This is a genomic window from Agaribacterium sp. ZY112, from assembly GCF_041346925.1.
Taxonomy (GTDB): Bacteria; Pseudomonadota; Gammaproteobacteria; order Pseudomonadales; family Cellvibrionaceae; genus Agaribacterium.
In genome coordinates this window covers 2,263,370-2,283,503 of sequence record NZ_CP166840.1, presented here as the reverse complement: position 1 = coordinate 2,283,503, position 20,134 = coordinate 2,263,370, and the positions used below count along the sequence as shown (strand labels likewise).

The following is a 20,134-nucleotide window of genomic DNA, read 5'->3' as shown; positions in this document are numbered from 1 at the left end:
ATCCACCTGCTCACTAGAAACTTGACTCCTCTAAATGCTTAACACGGCGCACCACCTCCGCCTGCTTACCTTCGTTAAAAGGCCTTGCATCGGGGCTGCCCAAATAGCCACAAACACGACGAGTGACAGATACACGTGAGCTGTCGTGATTACCACAACTTGGGCAACAGAAGCCTTTACTGGTGCAATCAAACTCGCCGGTAAAACCACAGTCATAACATTCATCAATCGGCGTATTCGTACCGTAATAAGGCACTCGGCTATAGCTGTAATCCCATACATCTTCCAAGGCATCAAGATTGTGCTGCAAGTTGGGGTATTCACCATAACAAATAAAACCACCACTACTAATGGTTGGATAGCCACGCTCAAACTCAAGCTTTTCAAAGGGGTTTACTTTTTTCTGCACATCCAAATGGAAAGAGTTGGTGTAATAGCCTTTGTCTGTCACCCCAGGAATCAAACCAAAGTCTTTAGAATCGAGCTTACAAAAACGAGAGCACAGGTTTTCACTTGGCGTAGCGTACAAGCTAAAACCAAGACCGGTTTCTTCTTTCCAACGCGCCACGGCTTGGGCTAAGGTCTCAACGATTTTATGGGCAAGTACTTGGCGCTCTTCGCAGTCGTAAACATGCTTATCCCCACCCAATAAAGCACTACACACTTCATTTAAACCGATATACCCCAAAGAGATGGAAGCACGACCATTTTCAAACAGCTGAAAAACATTATCTTCCGGTTTTAGACGAATACCACAAGCACCTTCGGTATATAGAATTGGAGCGACCTTAGCTTTAACATGGCGCAAGCGATCGGCGCGAGTCATTAGGGCCTGGAAGGCAATTTGCAAATTACCTTGCAAGAGCTCATTAAATAACCCCATATTACCTTTAGCAAGCAATGCCAAGCGCGGCAAGTTTAAGCTAACTACGCCTAAGTTATTACGGCCGTCGTGTATCAACTCACCATTTTCTTCATAGGTTCCTAAAAAACTGCGGCAACCCATCGGAGTTTTAAAGGAGCCTGTCACTTCAACCACTTGATCGTAGTTGAGAATATCTGGATACATTCGCTCTGATGCGCACTTCAAGGCAAGCTGTTTAACATCGTAGTTTTTATCCGTCTTATTAAGGTTTAAGCCGTCTTTAATCGCAAACACCAGCTTAGGGAAAACAGCTGTTTTCTTATGTTTGCCAAGGCCTGCACGTCTGACTTGTAAAATCGCTTTCTGAATGCTTTTTTCTTGCCAGCCCTCACCCAAACCAAAACCAAAAGTGACAAAAGGTGTCTGTCCATTAGAGGTATGCAACGTGTTTATTTCATACTCTAAAGCTTGGAAGGCGTCATAACACTCTTTTTCAACTTGCTGCTTGGCATAAGGTTCAGCTTCAGCAATATTAAATTGCTGCGCGGTTTTTAAATGCTTTTTGTACGATAAATCCACATAAGGTGCGAGTACCTCATCAATACGATTAATCGTAGTACCACCATAAATATGACTCGCCACCTGAGCAATGATTTGAGCGGTAATACTGGTTGCCGTAGAAATTGACTTTGGGCTTTCTATTTCAGCATTGCCCATTTTAAAACCGTTTTTAAGCATGCCATCTAAGTCGACAATCATGCAGTTAAACATTGGAAAAAAGGGTGCGTAATCCAAGTCGTGATAATGTAAAAAACCGGCATCATGGGCCTCAACCACCGCTTTAGGCAGTAAGTTCTTTTTAGCAAAATGGCGCGCAACAATACCCGCTAATAAATCACGCTGAGTGGGAATAACACGGCTGTCTTTATTAGCATTCTCATTCAGTAACTCGGAGTTATTCTGATCAACCAGACCTTGGATTTCTTGGGCAAGTTGACTACTGCGTTCACGCACTAAATCTCGGTCGTGCCTATATTCAATATAAGCACGAGCGGCATCTTTAAAGCAGCTTTGCATCAATTGTTGCTCAACCAGAGACTGAATTTCAGCAATACCAACTTCTTTACAATCTTTTAAAGCAAGCTCCACCGAACGAGCTATATATTGAGCATCAATCTCAGATACACGACCACAGGCCTGCATTGCCTTGATGATGGCTTGTTCAATCCGCCCTGCGTTAAATGCGCAGCGGCTCCCATCTCGTTTTATGACTACAGCTGACATTGGCCTCTCCCTGGATATTGGTAAACAGGGGCAAATTTACTACATCTTGTGATTGGCTGGGCGACAATACCGATATATAGTAAAGCAAAGACTGAGAGATATGATCTAGATCAGAAATTAATGGCGCGAGAAGTACGCGCTTTCAGACTTAAGTAGGAATGAAAAAGAGAAGAGAAGCATCAAAAAAGCCAAGGCTGGAAGTCCAACCTTGGCTTGCTAAGTACTACTTGCCGTAGCGTTTAGGATAGAGATCGGTCGTGATCTCTTTAACCGCCTTAATTAGTTCAGGATAAGGTACATCCGTTACTGTTACAAAACCGATATTGGCATTTTCACCATCAAAGGCACGGCCTGTAACTGGCTCATCCATATACTGGAACCAGTGAGCGCCCACCATGAAAGGCTTGGATAAAACACTTTCCATGTACAACTTATACATGCGCGCACGATCGTGTTGGTCGGCAGCATGAACGATACCAGGCTGGAAGAAACCTGTACCGGTTTCAGCACCAATATGAAACTCACCAATCACAACCGGTAAATCGACTTCTTCAAGGAAGTCCCAGTGCTCATCCTGCATACCTTCTTCATAAATGTTAAAGCTCAATACATCGGAGTAAGTTAGAGAAGCCTTAATAATCTCATCCGGCATACCCCAGTTAGCCATACGCGCGCCCATATAAAGGTGATTAGGCAATGTTTTTTCTAGCGTATCGTGTACGACAGTAAAGTACTGCTCACCCAGCATCTCAAGCATTCTTGAAAGATCTGCAACCAAGGCATCGCTGTATTGATCAAATTCAACACCCGCTTCAAAGGCCGTCCAAGAACTCACCTTGCTATCCCAAGCGCTATTAAGCTTGGCAATATCGCCGTATTTGGCTTTTAGATGTTTGGTAAAAGCCACTTTGGCAGGGCTAGAGCTGTCTTTTGATAAAGCATCTAAGATCACACCATAACGCTGAGGAACCGTACCCTCGCGCTCACCCCAGCTTTTTTCGTTATCAATAAAGATACCCACGCACCAAGGTGAGCTTTTTACGTTTTCAGCAATCAGCTCGATAGTGATCTTCGCGCGTTCAGCAAATAAAGGGTCATAAGCATCAGGCATTAAACCCCAGTGGTTTTTATAACCAGAGAGTTTTTGGAAATCACCAATAATCCAACCGTTGGCAAAATAAGGCACTTTGGCATGCTCATAAAAAGCAGGATCTACCCAGTTACCAAAAGAGGTGAAGCCCCAGTCCTTCATACGGTCCATGGTCACTTCTTCCCACTTGCGTATATAAGACTCAGGCTCGGTCTCACCGTAGCGGCGCTCTAAGTTTGCACGATAGAAGCTAAAGGTTTCACCGTGAGCAATGGGGCCTTTATGCGTAGAGCGGCGATAACTGTAATGCTCGGCCAACTCATCATCGTAACTTGGCAACCATTGAAACATATCGTTACGCATTACATTGGTAACATAACGAGTGTCACGTACTTCATCAGAGACCTTAATGATCCCCATTGAGTCTTCAGGGGTGGTCTCGTCAGCATTGATCACTCGCACAGAAGGATCTTTAAAATCGACCCCTGTTAACGTAGTCATATTAGCCATACGCACATTGGCAGGACCATGAGAAAAGAACAAATAGCCGTCTGGATCGACCATCCACCACTTGCCATCGACCTTTTGAGTACGGAAATAGCCGGTCGCGTCGAGTTTGGGGCCATCTTTATAACCACCAAAACGAGAACGATCTTTGACCCCCTCAGATTTAGCTAGCTCAGCAAGCTCTTTTTCTGTTGCTTCTTTAAGCTCTTGATCCGAATGAATCTTATTTGGGTAATCCACCGACGCATATTGACCGAATTTATCAACAATGTCGGTCAACCACATAGGGTCCTCAGGAGGGTTGGCACGCAAGCGTATATTAGAAATAAGAAGCTCACGCTCTTCAAGAATACCGATACTTGCAAAAGTCAGCGCTGACAATGAATTTAAGTCATAAGGTCCACGCCAAGAGCGCCAAACCATCATGCGCTCCTCAGTTTGCCAAGGCTCTAAATCACCCCACGTACCTGCATTGGTTTCTGCATGCGCCCCGCGTAAAGGAATGTATACCGTGCCTTTAAAACCTGCAGGAATACTTAACGAACGGCTTTGATACTTACCTTCAGCATCTTCATTATTCAAATAAAAATGAGTAGAAACATCACTCAGGTTCTCAACTTCAAACGCTAAATTGTAATTAGGGTAAGCCGATAGATCCCAACCCTCAGGTGGTGCAATACGAACCTGAGAAGTATTCACCTTGGGTGAAAAACGAATGTTTAAGTCGCCGCTTTTAGCATCAAACTCAACCTGAGCATCGCGAGTGCTAATCCAATCACGCTGATCAGCATTAGAAAAATCAATCAAACGCGTAAGAGTATTTTCAGGCGCATCAAGAAAAGCTTGGATTGCGGACTCAGAGTAGATCGCTTGATCACTGACTTTATTAGCGGGATCGTTTGAACCACAAGCGACAAGCGCAAGGCTCAAAGCGGTGGGCGCAGCCCACGATGGAAGACGTATCATTGTTATTGTATTCCTTTTGTATTTCTTCTTATTACTGCTTGTTTGGTTTAGCTGTGATGAGTATCAACACCAAGCTCCCCTTGTCTAGCCCGAACAATAAAACAGCATAAAAACGATATGCTGAAGCATAATCCTAACACCCCTACAGAATTACGCTAAGAACGAGTAAAACACAAGCTATCGTGACATAGGCCCTAACCTTAAAACAAGGGTGAAAAAGACGAATAACAGGCTTAAAGAGACAAATAACTGAATTCGAAAAAAAGGCAAAAAAAGACAGGCTCAGAAGCTCGAAGCGCCCCACTTCACACTGAGTCATACACAGAAGAACCCTCGACCTAAACACTAGACGAGGCTTAGATAGGCGCCTTAAACCTAGCTTTCCCCTCTTTTTTGATCCATCTCACCCTGACAAAACCATTCATATATGAATAAATTATTTGCTTGTAAAGCAATGTTGAGTATGATCTTATTTGTACTAGGAATTTGCTCATAGATATGAGTGCATCGCGTTAAGCTAAAAATATGAAGCGCATGAATAAATAGAATGTAAATAAAAACTATTGAGGGGGTACAAGTGCTATGCCTTACACCATTGCTGTTCCTCGGGAACATACGCCGCTAGAAACTCGAGTAGCGGCAACACCGGATTCCGTAGCCAAACTAATTAAGCTTGGCTACGAACTAATAATTGAAAACCAGGCCGGAACTAAAGCTCAATTCAGTGACGAAGCCTACATAGAAGCTGGTGCAAGTATTGTTGATGCTGCCGAGCTATATGCCCGCGCAGATATATTGTTAAAAGTTAACGGCCCTGTAAAACGCGACGACTTAGTTGAGCACGAAAGTTCACTATTAAAGAGCAATAGCACTTTTATTGGTAATCTTCAGCCAGCTATTAATCTCGAAATACTACAGCTACTTGAAACCAACAAGGTAAACGCCATTGCGATTGATGCCGTGCCACGCATTTCGCGCGCACAAAAAATGGATGCATTAAGCTCCATGGCAAATATCGCAGGTTATCGAGCCATCATTGAAGCGGCCAATCACTTTGGGCGTTTTTTTACAGGTCAGATTACAGCTGCAGGTAAAGTCCCTCCAGCCAAAGTGTTAGTCATAGGTGCAGGTGTTGCAGGCCTCGCAGCAATAGGTGCCGCTAAAAGCCTAGGGGCTATCGTGCGAGCGTTTGATACTCGCCCAGCAGTCAAAGAACAAGTCCAAAGCATGGGGGCCGAATTCTTAGAACTGAATTTTGAAGAAGATGGCACAGGTTCTGGCGGTTACGCCAAACAAATGAGCCCCGCTTTTATTGAAGCCGAAATGGCGTTATTTAAAGCACAAGCTGCCGAAGTCGACATCATCGTCACGACAGCCCTAATTCCAGGTAAACCTGCTCCACGTCTGATTACCACAGACATGCTCGATGGCATGAAATCGGGGTCAGTGATAGTCGACCTAGCTGCAGCCAATGGCGGTAACTGTGAGAAAACAGAAAAAGACCAAGTGCTCAATTACAACGGCGTCACTATTATTGGTTATGCCAACTTGCCTGCTCGTTTAGCCACTCAGTCATCCCAGCTTTATGCTCAAAATTTAGTACACCTGTTAAGTGACCTTACACCAGAGAAAGATGGCACTTTGCATATCGATATGGAAGATGAAGTGCAGCGCGGCGCAACAGTTGTTCACGAAGGGAAAATAAGCTGGCCACCTCCACCATTAAAAAGCGCACAAGATGCAAGCCAAACAGCCAGTATCCCAAAAACTGAAAAAGAAGAGACCGAAAAAGCCATAAAAAAAACATCATGCTGGCAAATTTTTCTGTATTGGATTATTGCCGGTGGCGCGATGTTGGGTCTTGGATCTGTGGCACCAGTGGCTTTTATCTCTCATTTCGCAATTTTTGTTTTATCGGTATTTGTTGGCTGGCAAGTCATCTGGAATGTAAGCCATTCCTTACACACACCTTTAATGAGTGTAACCAATGCAATTAGCGGCATCATAATTGTTGGCGCTATTGTACAAACACCTACCGAAGGAACACTTGTTCCTATTTTGGCCGCCACTGCAATTTTTGTGGCAAGCATCAATATCGCTGGTGGATTTTTTGTCACTCACCGCATGCTCAACATGTTCAGGAAATAGGAGCTAAAAATGACCGGTTCAATATCAATGGCTTACCTATTTTCAGCCATTTTATTTATCTTAAGTTTAAATGGATTAAGCTCACAAGAAACAGCAAAGCGTGGAAACTTATACGGCGTATTTGGCATGATCGTCGCCGTAATTGCCACCGTGTTATCAATAAGTTCAGGGGCTTATGGCCTATTAACCGCCGCCATGGGTATTGGTGCGATTGTCGGTATTGCCCTTGCCATGCGAGTTGAAATGACAGCCATGCCTCAACTGGTGGCTATGCTACATAGCTTTGTTGGTTTAGCTGCTGTATTAATTGGTTGGGGCAGCTATTTAGACCCTAACTACCACTACAGTGGAGCCGAACGCATTATCCATAATGTTGAGATTTATCTAGGCGTACTTATTGGAGCCATTACGTTAACAGGCTCTATTGTTGCATGGGCAAAACTACAAGGACTTGTTTCAGGTAAACCGTTAACCGTTCCAGGGCGCCACATCCTTAATGCCGCCGCCCTACTCGCTTGCGTGTATTTAGGCATTCTATTTGCCAACCAAGAACCCAACGCAAATAGCATCATGTATTTAGCTATTATGACAACCCTAGCACTTGTATTAGGTATTCATTTAGTTGCTGCCATTGGCGGTGCCGATATGCCCGTTGTGGTCTCCATGTTGAATAGCTATTCAGGCTGGGCCGCAGCAGCTACCGGCTTTATGCTTTCAAATGATTTATTGATTGTGGTTGGTGCGCTCGTTGGCTCCAGCGGTGCTATTTTAAGTTTTATTATGTGTCGCGGCATGAATCGCTCCTTTATAAGTGTGATTCTGGGCGGTTTTGGTACAAGTTCCACGAGCAGCTCCGGCAGTGACGAAGAGCAGGGAGAGGCTCTTGCTCTCAGCGCAGAAGATGTCGCAGACGAACTCAATACCGCACAAAGGGTTGTCATAGTTCCGGGTTTTGGTATGGCAGTAGCCAACGCTCAAGGTGCAGTAGCAGAACTTACCGACTGCTTGCGTCAAAAAGATATTGAAGTACGCTTTGCCATCCATCCTGTTGCTGGCCGCCTACCAGGCCATATGAACGTTTTATTGGCGGAAGCAAATGTTCCTTATGACATTGTTCTAGAGATGGATGAAATAAACGACGAACTCGCTGATACCGATGTAATTGTTGTAATTGGAGCTAACGACATCGTTAACCCTGATGCAATCGAAAAACCTGATAGCCCGATTGCAGGTATGCCAGTACTGGAAGTCTGGAAGTCCAAACTATGTATTGTCATGAAGCGGTCCATGGCTACAGGCTATGCCGGCGTACAAAACCCCCTGTTCTTTAAAGAGAATAGCCGTATGCTCTTTGGTGATGCAAAAGAAAAAGTGCAAGACATCTTAAAAGCACTTTAACCCAGAGCGATTATATCTAGCAGCCAAAATGAGTGTGCCCCCGTAAAACGGGTACACTCATCTTCCTCAACTGATATTTCTTATATCTTTATAGATTTAATTAACGAATACGAAAAGCGTAAGCAATTTGTTTAGGCGCGCCCTTTTTAAGCTTAATTTTCAGACCATCCTCTTCATGCTTCCAGTATTCAATATAATCGCCATTAAGTGCCTCGACAGATGTGAACTCCCGAGTATTTAGCAGGCTATTCATCTTTGCCATTGCCACCATAACGATCTCATCCGTATCCGTCCCCAAAGTCATAGCATAAAGCGTATCGCCATTACGACTATAACGAATGTCTTTTTCGTTATAATTAACATGTTTTGAAAAATGGCCTCCACCTTCCATCTGAGTTGGCCCCTCGCCATAAATTGCCCACGGTCGCGTACCATAAATTGCTTCGCCATTAACCTTTAACCAATCACCCAACTGTTTAAGTACCGCTCTTTGCTCCTTAGGAATACTGCCATCTGACTTAGGACTAATGTTTAGCAATAACTGACCATTTTTAGAAATAATGTCAATAAATTCATGAATCACAAGCTCGGCGCTTTTAATTTTCATGCCCTCAACATAGGACCAACCAAAATTTCGCTCGGACAAGGTATCATCAGTTAGCCACGGAGCGGCCGTTAAAAAGCTGCGACGGCCCTGCTCAAAGTCTTCAACTGAAAAACTAATGGGTAAATCCTGATCTTTGTGTGTCACCATGACGTCCTTACCCCACTTTGATGCGGCATTAAAATAATAAGCTGCAAATTCATAGCGCTTAGACTCAGGGATCTGATCAAGCCAAGTATCAAACCAAATCATATCCGGCTGATACTTATCAATACTCTCTTCAAGTAGGGCCAGCCAAAATTCCTCTAACCATTTTTCTTCTTCAATATTACCGTAAAGCAAAGCCAGCTCTGGATCATCTGAGGCTGTTGCCAAACCTTCAATATAAGGGAAATGACTGTTCCAATAAGCATGGTAACTATCTAAATGACCATAGCGCTGCATCGCCTCTTGAATATCCATACCTTTGTAGCGCTGTAAATTACGCGCGTGATGAAAGGTCATAATAAATTTCATACCACGCTTGCGCAGAGCTTTAGACAACTCACCAGATATATCACGCTTAGGGCCTATGTCAGCAGAATTCCACGGAGTAATTTCTGAGTCCCACAGAGCGTAACCATCGTGGTGCATCGCTACAGGCCCGGCAAAACGAGCGCCAGCGTCTTCAAATAACTGCGCCCACTCTTGTGCGTCAAATTTTTCAGCTGTGAACATTGGAATCATATCGTGATAGCCAAACTCGGAGGGATGGCCGAACTTTTCTGTGTGCCACTGCATCATGTCGATATGGTAACCCGGCTTGCGGCCCTTCCAATCGTCCTTGCTAAAATCAAAGTGCATCCAACGCGGATACCACTCGTTGCCCGCAGCCGCTACGGTATAGGGGCCCCAAGTAAAATAAATACCAAGCTTAGCGTCACGAAACCACTCTGGCGCCGCATAATGCTTGGCAAGGCTGCGTTCATTGGCAAGGTAACTTGGTGATTGTTCTTTAGCCTGCAAAAGAGGCGCGCTTAGAATGAGCGCTAAAGGCAGCGCCCTAGTTAAAAATGTACTTAGGAAAGATGCAAACATGCTGTACTCATTTTATTGGTTTAATTAGGTGTTAAGTCACCCCTCAACCAATAATTGTCGCCAGCAAGGTTTGTGTTTCTTTTTTTATTTTGTGAGTAAGGCTAAAGCCTGCACTTCGGACTCCAAAAGCACTCGTTCAAATATCATGAGTTCAGCCATGGCACCATTTAAGTTACGTACGGGGTTAGCACGCTGCAAGCTATTCCAATTGCCAATAGAAGCCTGACCAACTTGCCAGTACTGTGAATCACTCTCTAAAGCGGAGCTAAACACCTTTTTCCCATCAATATACATCACCGCTTGTTCTTGCTCTTGGTCAACGGTGGCGACCAGATGATGCCAACTACCAGGTTCAGCACTGTTAAAAAAGGGAAAGTGGTTAAAGTGCATCTCTTTAAGCGTGCTTGTTTTTAAACCTAATACGAGCGTGCCCCAGCGCTTGTCTGTATCAAACATGCCAAGCTGCCAATGAATATCACCGGGCTTAAAACCATCGGTTAATAATAGAGAGTTATAGGTTCTATCGAGACTATCGACTTTTACCCAAGCGGCTAAACTAAAGCTTGTCATGGCTTGATCAATATTCAATCTAACCCGATCACCTGCGCGCTTAAAGTCCAATGCGGATTTACCCGGCCAAGGACCCTGTACCCACTGAGCACCAACAATCGCTCCTGCATAGGCATTAGCGCCGTCGGCGACATTATTTAATAAGCGCGGTTTATCTGCATTAGGCTCAAAATCATAATAAGCCAGCAGCCGTTCATCATTGATGTAGTGCTTACGTAAAGCCTGCCAGCGTTTATGTTTATTTTGCTGTTCCTGCTCGACCTTAGCACTTAATAAAGACAGCGCTTGATAGCCCTTTTGATCCGCTTTTATTGGCAGCCAGTTATCAACTTTAAGCCCATCGAGTTTTAATGCCTGCCCTTCAGACAAGCTTAAGCTTTGCCCTCCAGTAGATCTGGCTTCTAATAAACCATCAAAAACATGCACCTCAGAGGCGCCCTGTTGATTAACCTCAACTCCGATAGAAGTGCCCAGGTCAACCAATGAGCTCTGCGGTGTATCAATCGTAAAACCGATGGCCAACTCAGGCACTTCCGTCATGACCTTGCCATAAAGTAAACGTACATGTTGATCACTGATAAGCTCAAGCTCAGCAGGGCCTAGTATTTTTAGCTGTGCGCCTTCGTAAAATTCAAGCTCTAAACCACCTTGCTCCAGTAATAAAGAACCGGGTTGCAGGCTCACGCCAGGCTTATAAGGGCTATCCAAGGGCAGGCCGCTCGCACTCACGACCAAAGCCACTCCCCTGTCTTCAAGCTCAACAGAAGAAAAGCTGAGCCTTTGCTCCTCGCCATCAAAAAACACAAATAAGGCAAGCATCAATGAGGCCGCCACACTAACAAGGCTCAAAGCCCAAGGTAGGGTTTGTTTCCAAGCACGCTGAGGCTGCAACATGTCACTCTGAGCTAAGGTCGATAATACCTGCAACTCAAAATCATCTGCTTTTGTTGTATGTTGCGCTTTAAGATGAGTCTCGGAAATAAAACGCTCGCTCTTAGCTTCAGACTCAAAAGCAAGTCGGCTGAGCTCGTCCATCTCTAGCTGAGCCCGAAGCGTGTACTTAAACTCTGGATTATTGTTTACAAGAACTAAAAGCCTTTGAATATCATCTCGACTAGCAACGTTGTCGATAAGTTTGGCCAGTAGCAAGTCGAACTCATCTTGCTGTGTTTGTTGCTCAGACATTAGCCAACCTTGCTTCCATGCAGCTACGCAATTTTTTACGCAACCGCATGAGCGCTAAACGCACCGCCGTTGCACTCATCATGAAAATATCGGCAAGTTTGTCACTGCTGTGCTCTTCTTTGTATTTTTGGCTTAATAAACGCTGGCTTTTCTCCGGCAGTAAAGCCAAACAAGCACGCAGCGCCTCCAGTTCGTCACTGGCGTAATCTGAAGGCTCATAAGCGCTTTCAAACTCACTAATAAGAAAGTAACTCAAGCTCGCGTCCATAATACGCTGCTGACGCTTTTGCTTGCGCAATTCATTACGCACTAAGTTACGTGCAATACCAAAGAGCCAGTGACCAAAATCGAGCTGCTGATCAAAGCGATCCAGCTCTTTATAAGCGAGTAAAAAGCTTTCTTGAGCAAGATCATCCACCGCCTCGACTTTCACACCAAGACCACGGATATAAGCCCTAAGTCTGGCTTGATGCTGACGAATAAAAGCACTAAAAAGTAGTTGTTGTTTGTCCATACCCTCTTATTGTCGCCAAGATGGACTTTGTTTCAAATGTAAACTTTTTAACTCAAACAGAGTACTTACTTTTTATAAGCCACTTCAATCATGCTTTGAGTACCGGCAGGTGCCCCTCCCCCAGCTTTTGCTGACGAAATAAAAACATGCGGTGTCGTCATAAAGTCTTCTAAATTGCTCATCATATTGAAGTTTTCGGGCATCTCCTTCATAAACAGGTAGCCCGCGCCTCCTAAATCTTTGTATTCAAAATTAGGTAGCTTCTTTTTATAGAAAGCAATAATACGTTCTTGTGTATCGGCAGAGGCAAAGGTGGCAGCAGGTAGAGATTGTACCCCCCCCATCTCTACGCCCGCCACCATATGAATCATCATGGATGCCTTAGGGTAAAGAGGTAAGGTGATGCTGCCTTCGGTGCCAGCCGAGCTTTTAGCCATTAACTCAACAGCGTCACTCATTTCTTCCAAACTATGCTCTCGCTGCTCAGTAAAGCTCTGCTTAAGCCTGTCTTCTAACATGGCTATTTGAGCCTGCTGTTGTGCGCTAGGTTCGCGACCGTCAAGCTCATCGTAGATATCATCCAACTGCTCCATAAGAGCATCGGCTTCGCTTTCAAAGCCATTGCTGCCCTCTTCGGCCTCAGCCAACTGTTCGCAGTGCTCAAACTTACTTTCGCTGACACCTAAACTTGCTTGAAAGCCCTCTTCCATACAATCATCGTCCATCGAACCGGACTGAAAACAACGTAGAGTATTGGCCTTAAGCGCATCAAGCAGTTTTTTCTCAGAAATACCTAAACAATCGGCACCCTGCTTAAAGCCACCGTTTTTGTATTCAGCTTCAAGCATATTTACAATCATCTGCTCATCAGGGCCAGCAGCATAAGACGAAGTGGTAATAGCCAAACCTAGTGCCATGCTAATGTGCTTTAAAAAACGAGAGGGAGTAGAAATAAACATAGGGCCTTCCTTGAATAGGTCTTAAACAGAATTTATCACAAGCTTTCTTTTATCACACTGAGCCTGTATGAAGCTGACGGTAACTTGATGAACGACATCTATGTCGTCAAAAACAAAGCACGCAGAAGTAAATCATAGGGCGTCAAAGAAGGCTATAAGCAATAAGTACGACACGCTCACACTTTCTTTTGTTAAACTTCGGGCTGCACTAAGCAAAGTAAAAAAGCGTAACCGCGGTGCTTAAACCAGCCCCTAAGAAACGACCCAAACCAGCACATCAGCCACTAGCGAACTCGCCTCGCCCAAAAGTAGTTAATCACAAAAAGTCGACAAGGACAGTCATGAGCCAAGCTTTAACAGCCTATAAAAAGCCACTGAGTATATTGCTAGCCAGTGCAAGCCTATTAAGCCTATGCGGAGTGCTCGCTTGGCAGTCCTTGCTGCTAGTTTGTACTCTCTGCTTGGCCCTTGTTTTTTATCGCAAAGCACTTGTACAAAAGTCAGCGCTGCAAAGCAGTGCCTTATGGTTAACCGTGTTTATTGTGGGTTTAACGATTGGCCTTTACAGGCCTGAAGGCTTTAACTACCCACTCGTTTTTAATGTCGATGCTTTACATACTGAAGGCCAAGCCTTTGCGCTTTATTTAAATACAGCCAAAGTACTTGCTGGCATAGCCGTACTTGTCTTTTTATTGCCTATAAGCATTAAGAAACCGAGCCTAAAGACAGCACCCTGGCAGATTATTCTAACTATGTTAGTTTGCGCGCTGATGATAAATACCTTGGCATGGCACTTATTAGACCTACAAGTTCACACCAAAACTTTGTTTGTAATCCTGAGTTTCTTAGCCGTCAACTTAAGTGTCACCTGCCTTGCGGAAGAAGCCTTTATGCGCTTATTGCTACAGGGGGAATGCTTACGAGCCGTATCCAAATTTACAGAGAATAAACTAATACGAGAGGGCCTGCCCTTAGCCCTGTGCACCCTTATCTTTATACTCACACATTTCCCATCCAGTTTAAATATGCTTATTGTCTTTGGGCTTGCTGGGTTTGCTTATGGACTAATCTACGCCCTAACAAAAAACATAACTTACGCCATAGGCCTGCACTTTAGCGTAAATGCCCTGCATTTTTTGTTTTTAACTTATCCGCTTTAACGAAGAATGTAATCCACTCTTAAAACCTTCGATATCTAATACCTATCCCGAAGGCTATTACGCCCAAAACCATTACACTTACAGCCTAGAAGCAAACACAAAAGCGAGAACATAAGTAACCCCATACTACCTCCGCCGGAGCCCTGCAGCGGCTTAGGTAACACAGAAGCTTTTACTGATGGGTCTTGTGACATTGAAGGTTCTGGATTTGCGACTGGCTCAAGGCTGGGTTCTGGTTCAGGTAAAAGAGACACTACTGGCGTAGGCCCTTGGGAAGCAGAAGGCTGGGGTGAAGCAACAACTAGCTCAGGCTCAATCTGCAATAAACTCACGCCATATATATCTAGCTCTATTTCCGCATTTACATCTTTGCCGTAAATAAGATCTTGTACCGTGCTTACTCCATTTGGAAGATTCAACACAACTTGTCTAGGGCCTTTTGCAATATTTATTAAAGAGAGCACTACTTGACCAGTATTAGCATGTTGGTATTGCCTAACAAAGACTCCCCACGATGGCTCACCAGCCATATCTAATACTTGATAATCGATATAGGCAGAATTAAGCTCACTGCGAATAAGCCCTTCAAGTTGCTCGTACATGGTAAGTACATCGCTAAAAGCTAGCTCGGCCCATGCATCAAAATCTACAGGAGTTCTATCAAGCCCCAACTCTGTTTTACTAAAACTCACACCTTCATTAACAAGAATAGCTTTACCGTCAAACGAGGCCAACGCATCAAGTGCACTTTGTGAAGCGTAAATACTTGGGCTAACAATAAGCAGTTTGTCATTTGACAACGTGCTAATTTCGCTTGGTGTAGTAAAACCAACCTGCACATTCAGTAATTTAACCGCTTCATATACAGACACAAGGCTTTCAATGTAACTGAGGTCTTGAATAGCCGAATCTTCAAGGTAATAAAAATACACTTCACGCTCATCCGCCGCTAAATATGAAAAGCGTTCCGCATGTGCATTCAGCTCTTTCATAGTACGTCCAAATGCATCCATCATTAAGGGCTGAGTAGTAGGCTCTGATACAAAAATAGAATTCACTGGGCGCATATCACCGTCATTTCTTCGCCCCCAAACCCAAGCATTAACCGCATTCATACCATGATTAATAGCCAACCATAAAGCAGAGCGTACATAAGCAGGGTCCATATCAAAATGCTGCCATTTACCAGAAAGGCCATGCCACTCTGAATCATAAAAGGGCTTACCCGGAGCAATGGACTTAGCAAAATCCAAACCCATAGATTGCTCTCGCCAATCCATCGCATAGCGCTCTCGCCATTCAAGACTTGCCGCCGACATATTAATGTTTAATAAATCATGAGGGCCTAGCGTAAAATCCGAACCCAACACACCTTGTAATTTAACCAAGGCCTCCATATCCATACCGTGATCGCGCCAGCGCTCAACTAACTGCCCCCCCAGTAATTTAATTGTTACCGGTGAATCAGCTACATCATGTTCTTGTGTGCCATCGGCTAAAAATTGAAACCAATTCGTGACACGCGCCATATTAAATCGACACCAGTCATACCATTGAGCACCGCCCTGTAAAGACTTAGGCACAGGTACAGGCATGGCCTCTTTTGCTGCACTAAAGTCGGCATGGGTTGCTCCATAAGCACTGTTTAAAGCTTGAATGTCATTGCTGTATTTATCTTCTAGCCAAGCCTGATATTTAAGCATGCTGTTTTCAGATAACCCGTTTTCGGCCAACCAACCACCCTCCCGAGTAGCAAAATGTGGCTCATTTGCCAAGAGATGAATACGCAAAGTATCGGTACTTATGCTTACTTCTGGCATATACCCTTCAAATAAGGCTCTATACCAACTGCGAATCAAAGGGCTATCGATATCAAAAGGCACAAAATTACGTCCCACTTCCCAGAGTTCAGGAAACTGCTCCTTCATCCAAGCTGCGCCGTTATAGCCGAGAAAAAATACCTGCGGAGCCATGTTTGCTATATCTTGACTAGCGAGAGAATCTATATCCGAACTGATGGCCCACGGGGACACGCCACTATCCCCCTCTCTTAACTCGTTTACGCTGTAATACACCCCACCCATGTTACCAAAGGCTTTTACCGTATCTATGTCACTGGGCATCCAAATAAAACTACTAGGAAAAACAGGTTTGCCATCTAATAAAAACTCACCGTCGCTTATGCTCATAGAACCCTGACTAAAATCCACAGGATCAGCAAGCTGAATATTGCCGTCGATCTGAGCTTGAAGCTCCTCTATCGCGCTATCTGCAAGCTCAATACTGTCTGCCAACTGCTCAAAGGCTAAAGTCGTACTGTAATTATCTTCAACACGCTCCCCCCACCACAGTGCGTCCACCGCATCTTGAATAAGGTTCGGATTAGCTCTATCAAACTGGGAATAAATTAAAAACCGTTCAATCACCACCTGAGAAACATAAGCATAATCGACATTAATACCCTGCAACTCGGCCGTTTCAATAAGAGTAAGCAAATCGTCACGCTTGCTTTCTAATTCGCTTTTAAGTCCGTGAAACGTGGCATCATCCGTTGTACCTTGCCAAGCCTGTAAACCTAGAGACATAAACAACATCCAGGCAAAAGAACAAAAACGGAAAAACGAAAAAGACGAGGCTTTAAAAAAAGAAAATATCAACACACTCAACACCACAAAAAATGCTTTTCAGTTCCTCCCCCTCTTAACTGTATAGAAGGGAGAATATAAGCTGAACTATATAAGTGATGGACTTTAACAAAGTGCTTAATAAATAGACGTGATGCCTTGCGCAAAGCGAAGGTTCAGGTGCCAACAGCACCTAGCTCATTGCGGCTCACGGCTCATTACTCTTAGCTTATCCACTGCTTGCTGGGAACCTAAGTGGCGCTTCTAACCGCCAACTATCGATCCGGAATCTCCAGAAGCAGATCCGTCACACCATAATCAAAGCCTAGCTGATTTAACACTGTGGTAATTTGACCACGATGGTGAGTTTGGTGATTAAACAAATGCAAGAGTAAAGCCGCCATACTTTTACAGAAACTATCTCCCTTGGTGTTCTTATAGCTTAAACTGCCTTTTAAATCGGTTTCGTTCAGGCTTTGGATAAATTCACACAACATAGCGTCCATTCTTATACGTACAGCTTTTAAAGCCTTAAAATCGGTATATATAACAGCGTCCAAAGCTGTAGGTTTTTCTAAGCGGCGCACATAATCTAATGCAGCAAAGGTACTCGGGTGGGAAGCAAAGCGCTTTAGCCAAAGGATGTCCCCCACCAATAAGTGGTTCAAGGTGCCGCAAATAGAACCAAAATACAGTCCCCGATCTTCAATAAAGGACTCGCTGCTGAGCCCTTCTATACAGGTATAAACCTGCTTATTCATACGCAAGTTGTAATTAGCTAACATGCTTAGTTGAGATTTCATAACGCGTACTCCCTGTCTCTATTATTTTGACTAGTCACTTTAACCACTACCCAGTTACTACTTAACTACTATCTAGCTTTTATCTAAGCAACAAGCATGTCTTAATCAGTAAGGCTTAGTTTATAGGCTTACTCCTTGTGCGTGGAGTTAAATTTCATAACGGTGTTGACGCAGCCATAGACAAGCTACAAACAGTAGGCTGCTTAACACAATACCAACCAACCAGATACTTAAGTCAACTTTTGCAAACTCACCACCGGCCAGGGCCAAACTATTGCCGATCAAGCCCTGAAACAACTTACTTGCAGAGTGAAAAAGAAAGCTCTTTTGTAAAATAATCCAAGTGGCAACATCGATAGCAATCGGCACAAAAATGGCTTTTAACAAAGGGTTGCGCTTGCAATACGCCGAGCAAAGCATTGCCCATAAAAAGAAAGGCAACAAGTGCAAAGACAATAAAAACAAAGAAATAAGTAACTGTAATAGTTTAAGTGGGCTAAATACAGCTAGCTGCTGAACAAGCAAGCTAACAAAGTCTTGAGCCCCTAGAAATAAAGCGCCGAGCCAAATAATTATCATAGAGGCAATGGCAGCAAGTAGCGTTCCTAGCATAGCAATACACGGATAGAGCACACCACCGGCAAACAGTTTAGCCAATAAATCTTCCGTATCTGAATAAGGTAAGGACCTCCAAAACAAGATACTACGATCTTTTCGATCTTGATAAAGGCAGCTGCCAAAATAAGAAAAAGCTAAAAACAAGGCAGCCGTATAGGTAATAAATAAGGTCTTAATCAGGCTATCAGCCGCTTCAGAACTTCGCACAGTATGATCTTCTGTAGCCAATGAGCCTAAATCAAAAGAAAACGTAGAGTCTTGGAGCATGCCTGAACCCGCTGCATTTGCACTCAGCACAACATTAATGGTCGCAAGTGAGATCATCACCAACAACACAACAAAGACCGCAATGGGAGTATTCACAAAAAAGCCTTTGTGATCCCATATTTCACGGCGAACTAACATTAATAAGTGAGCCAACCTTGGTTTAACGATAACCGGCATAGATAGTGTGGGTATATTCATTATTCTGCTCCTTCAGATTTGCTAACTTTTGCAACAAATAAATCGGCCAAACTTGGGCTAATCACAGGCCCCAAGCTCTCAAGCTCTTGTCGGCGCTTGCCTTCGTAAAAGCAGTGATACCCTGCCAAGCTGTTTTGCACATAAAACGGCGACAGGGCCTTAGCCTGCTCAATCTGATCTTTAGTGACTTGCACTTGGCAATAGCGTTCGCTCATGGCCTCAACACTTTCATCCAATACCAAGTGACCATCGTTTATAAACATGGCTCGGTTAATCAAGTGTTCGATTTCTTCGACTTGGTTGGTAGTAATCACAATGGTTTTATCGCCATCAAAATAATCACTAAGTAGGCGCTGGTAAAACTTTTTACGATTGATGATATCCAAGCCCAAAGTTGGCTCATCTAAGACCAATAAAGAAGAGTCGATCGCCAAGACAAGTGCAAGATGAGTCAAAGTGACCATGCCTTTGGACATTTGGCGCACTTTCATATCTTCTTTAATATTGCTGTCGGCAAGAAAAGTACGGGCTTTGTCGATATCAAAACGAGGATGCACAGCCTGCATAAACTCAAGGCCTTGTGAAACCCTTAACCAACTCGGCAAAATGGCGGTATCAGCAACAAAGCTCACTTGCTCCATAAGCTGAACACGCTCTGTTTCTGGCTTTTTGCCAAGCACGCTTAAGTCGCCATCACACGGGGCCAGGCCAAGTATGCTTTTTAAGAGTGTGGTTTTACCCGCACCATTGGGACCAATAAGGCCCACAATTTCCCCCTTACCGACGTCAAAATCAACCGACTGCAGCGCAACCTTTCGACCGTAATGCTTATTCACATTTCGAGCTGATATGACTTCACTCATTGCCGCCACCTACTTCTTGCTGAATTTTTTCCAGTACCGCGTTTAGATCGAGTTCCAAATCGCGCATGCGATTAACAAACTGAGGTAGCTCTTGATCTAAAAATTTTTGCTTTTCACTATCAGCCAGCTTTTCCCTAGCTCCGCTTAATACGAACATGCCTAAGCCCCGTCGCTTTTCAATAATGCTGTTGTGTACCAAGGCATCAAAGGCCTTGGCTACCGTAAGATGGTTAATATTTAGCTCTACCGAGAGCTTTCGCACCGAAGGCAAAGCCTCGCCCTCTGCGTATTCACCGTTCAAAATCCACGACACCAACTGAGCTTCCAGTTGTTTGTAGATTGGTACACTGTCGTTCCAGTTATTCAATGAGTGCTCCCAGATATACGTAAACCTACGCCTTAAAGGCCAACTTAAACCGGCAGCCACTGTTATG

General features: G+C 44.1%; 14 protein-coding genes. 3 read left to right on the top strand and 11 right to left on the bottom strand.

The features are described 5' to 3' along the window. Window positions 1-13: 13 nt before the first annotated feature. Both nrdD and AB1S55_RS09970 read right to left on the bottom strand, forming a co-directional pair. Complete coding sequence (gene nrdD, locus AB1S55_RS09975) at window positions 14-2,149, bottom strand: anaerobic ribonucleoside-triphosphate reductase (RefSeq protein WP_370977893.1); 2,136 nt, start codon at window positions 2,147-2,149, stop codon at window positions 14-16. A 223-nt stretch (window positions 2,150-2,372) separates the two neighbouring features. Beyond that, window positions 2,373-4,712, bottom strand: a complete 2,340-nt coding sequence (locus AB1S55_RS09970) for an agarase (RefSeq protein WP_370977892.1) — start codon at window positions 4,710-4,712, stop codon at window positions 2,373-2,375. Window positions 4,713-5,294: 582 nt separating this feature from the next. Between AB1S55_RS09970 and AB1S55_RS09965 the strand changes: the two genes are divergently transcribed. Beyond that, window positions 5,295-6,860 (top strand): Re/Si-specific NAD(P)(+) transhydrogenase subunit alpha, encoded by a 1,566-nt coding sequence (locus AB1S55_RS09965; RefSeq protein WP_370977891.1) that lies wholly within the window; start codon window positions 5,295-5,297, stop codon window positions 6,858-6,860. A gap of 9 nt (window positions 6,861-6,869) precedes the next feature. Further along, complete coding sequence (gene pntB / locus AB1S55_RS09960; protein WP_370977890.1) at window positions 6,870-8,258, top strand: Re/Si-specific NAD(P)(+) transhydrogenase subunit beta; 1,389 nt, start codon at window positions 6,870-6,872, stop codon at window positions 8,256-8,258. A gap of 100 nt (window positions 8,259-8,358) precedes the next feature. Here pntB and AB1S55_RS09955 read toward each other — a convergent pair whose 3' ends face one another. The 4 genes from AB1S55_RS09955 to AB1S55_RS09940 form a co-directional block, all read right to left on the bottom strand. Beyond that, window positions 8,359-9,939 (bottom strand): alpha-L-fucosidase, encoded by a 1,581-nt coding sequence (locus AB1S55_RS09955; protein WP_370977888.1) that lies wholly within the window; start codon window positions 9,937-9,939, stop codon window positions 8,359-8,361. A gap of 84 nt (window positions 9,940-10,023) precedes the next feature. After that, window positions 10,024-11,694, bottom strand: coding sequence for a LamG-like jellyroll fold domain-containing protein (locus AB1S55_RS09950; RefSeq protein WP_370977886.1), 1,671 nt, complete (start codon window positions 11,692-11,694; stop codon window positions 10,024-10,026). After that, window positions 11,687-12,208, bottom strand: coding sequence for a sigma-70 family RNA polymerase sigma factor (locus tag AB1S55_RS09945; RefSeq protein WP_370977884.1), 522 nt, complete (start codon window positions 12,206-12,208; stop codon window positions 11,687-11,689). Before AB1S55_RS09945 ends, AB1S55_RS09950 begins: the two co-directional genes overlap by 8 nt. A gap of 65 nt (window positions 12,209-12,273) precedes the next feature. After that, a complete protein-coding gene (locus AB1S55_RS09940; protein WP_370977883.1) occupies window positions 12,274-13,167 on the bottom strand; it encodes a hypothetical protein in 894 nt (297 codons plus the stop codon). Between the two features lie 341 nt (window positions 13,168-13,508). On the opposite strand from AB1S55_RS09940, the gene AB1S55_RS09935 reads away from it, so the two are divergent. Next, a complete protein-coding gene (locus AB1S55_RS09935; RefSeq protein ID WP_370977881.1) occupies window positions 13,509-14,327 on the top strand; it encodes a lysostaphin resistance A-like protein in 819 nt (272 codons plus the stop codon). 35 nt (window positions 14,328-14,362) lie between these two features. Here AB1S55_RS09935 and AB1S55_RS09930 read toward each other — a convergent pair whose 3' ends face one another. From AB1S55_RS09930 to AB1S55_RS09910, 5 genes are all read right to left on the bottom strand, one after another. Next, complete coding sequence (locus tag AB1S55_RS09930) at window positions 14,363-16,912, bottom strand: beta-galactosidase (protein WP_370977880.1); 2,550 nt, start codon at window positions 16,910-16,912, stop codon at window positions 14,363-14,365. A 314-nt stretch (window positions 16,913-17,226) separates the two neighbouring features. Beyond that, window positions 17,227-17,754, bottom strand: a complete 528-nt coding sequence (locus tag AB1S55_RS09925; protein ID WP_370977879.1) for a DinB family protein — start codon at window positions 17,752-17,754, stop codon at window positions 17,227-17,229. Between the two features lie 147 nt (window positions 17,755-17,901). Next, on the bottom strand, window positions 17,902-18,837 hold the full coding sequence (locus AB1S55_RS09920) for a hypothetical protein (RefSeq protein WP_370977877.1): 936 nt from the start codon (window positions 18,835-18,837) through the stop codon (window positions 17,902-17,904). Then, window positions 18,837-19,700, bottom strand: a complete 864-nt coding sequence (locus AB1S55_RS09915; RefSeq protein ID WP_370977876.1) for an ABC transporter ATP-binding protein — start codon at window positions 19,698-19,700, stop codon at window positions 18,837-18,839. Before AB1S55_RS09915 ends, AB1S55_RS09920 begins: the two co-directional genes overlap by 1 nt. Then, window positions 19,693-20,067, bottom strand: a complete 375-nt coding sequence (locus tag AB1S55_RS09910) for a GntR family transcriptional regulator (protein WP_370977875.1) — start codon at window positions 20,065-20,067, stop codon at window positions 19,693-19,695. Before AB1S55_RS09910 ends, AB1S55_RS09915 begins: the two co-directional genes overlap by 8 nt. Window positions 20,068-20,134: the final 67 nt, after the last annotated feature.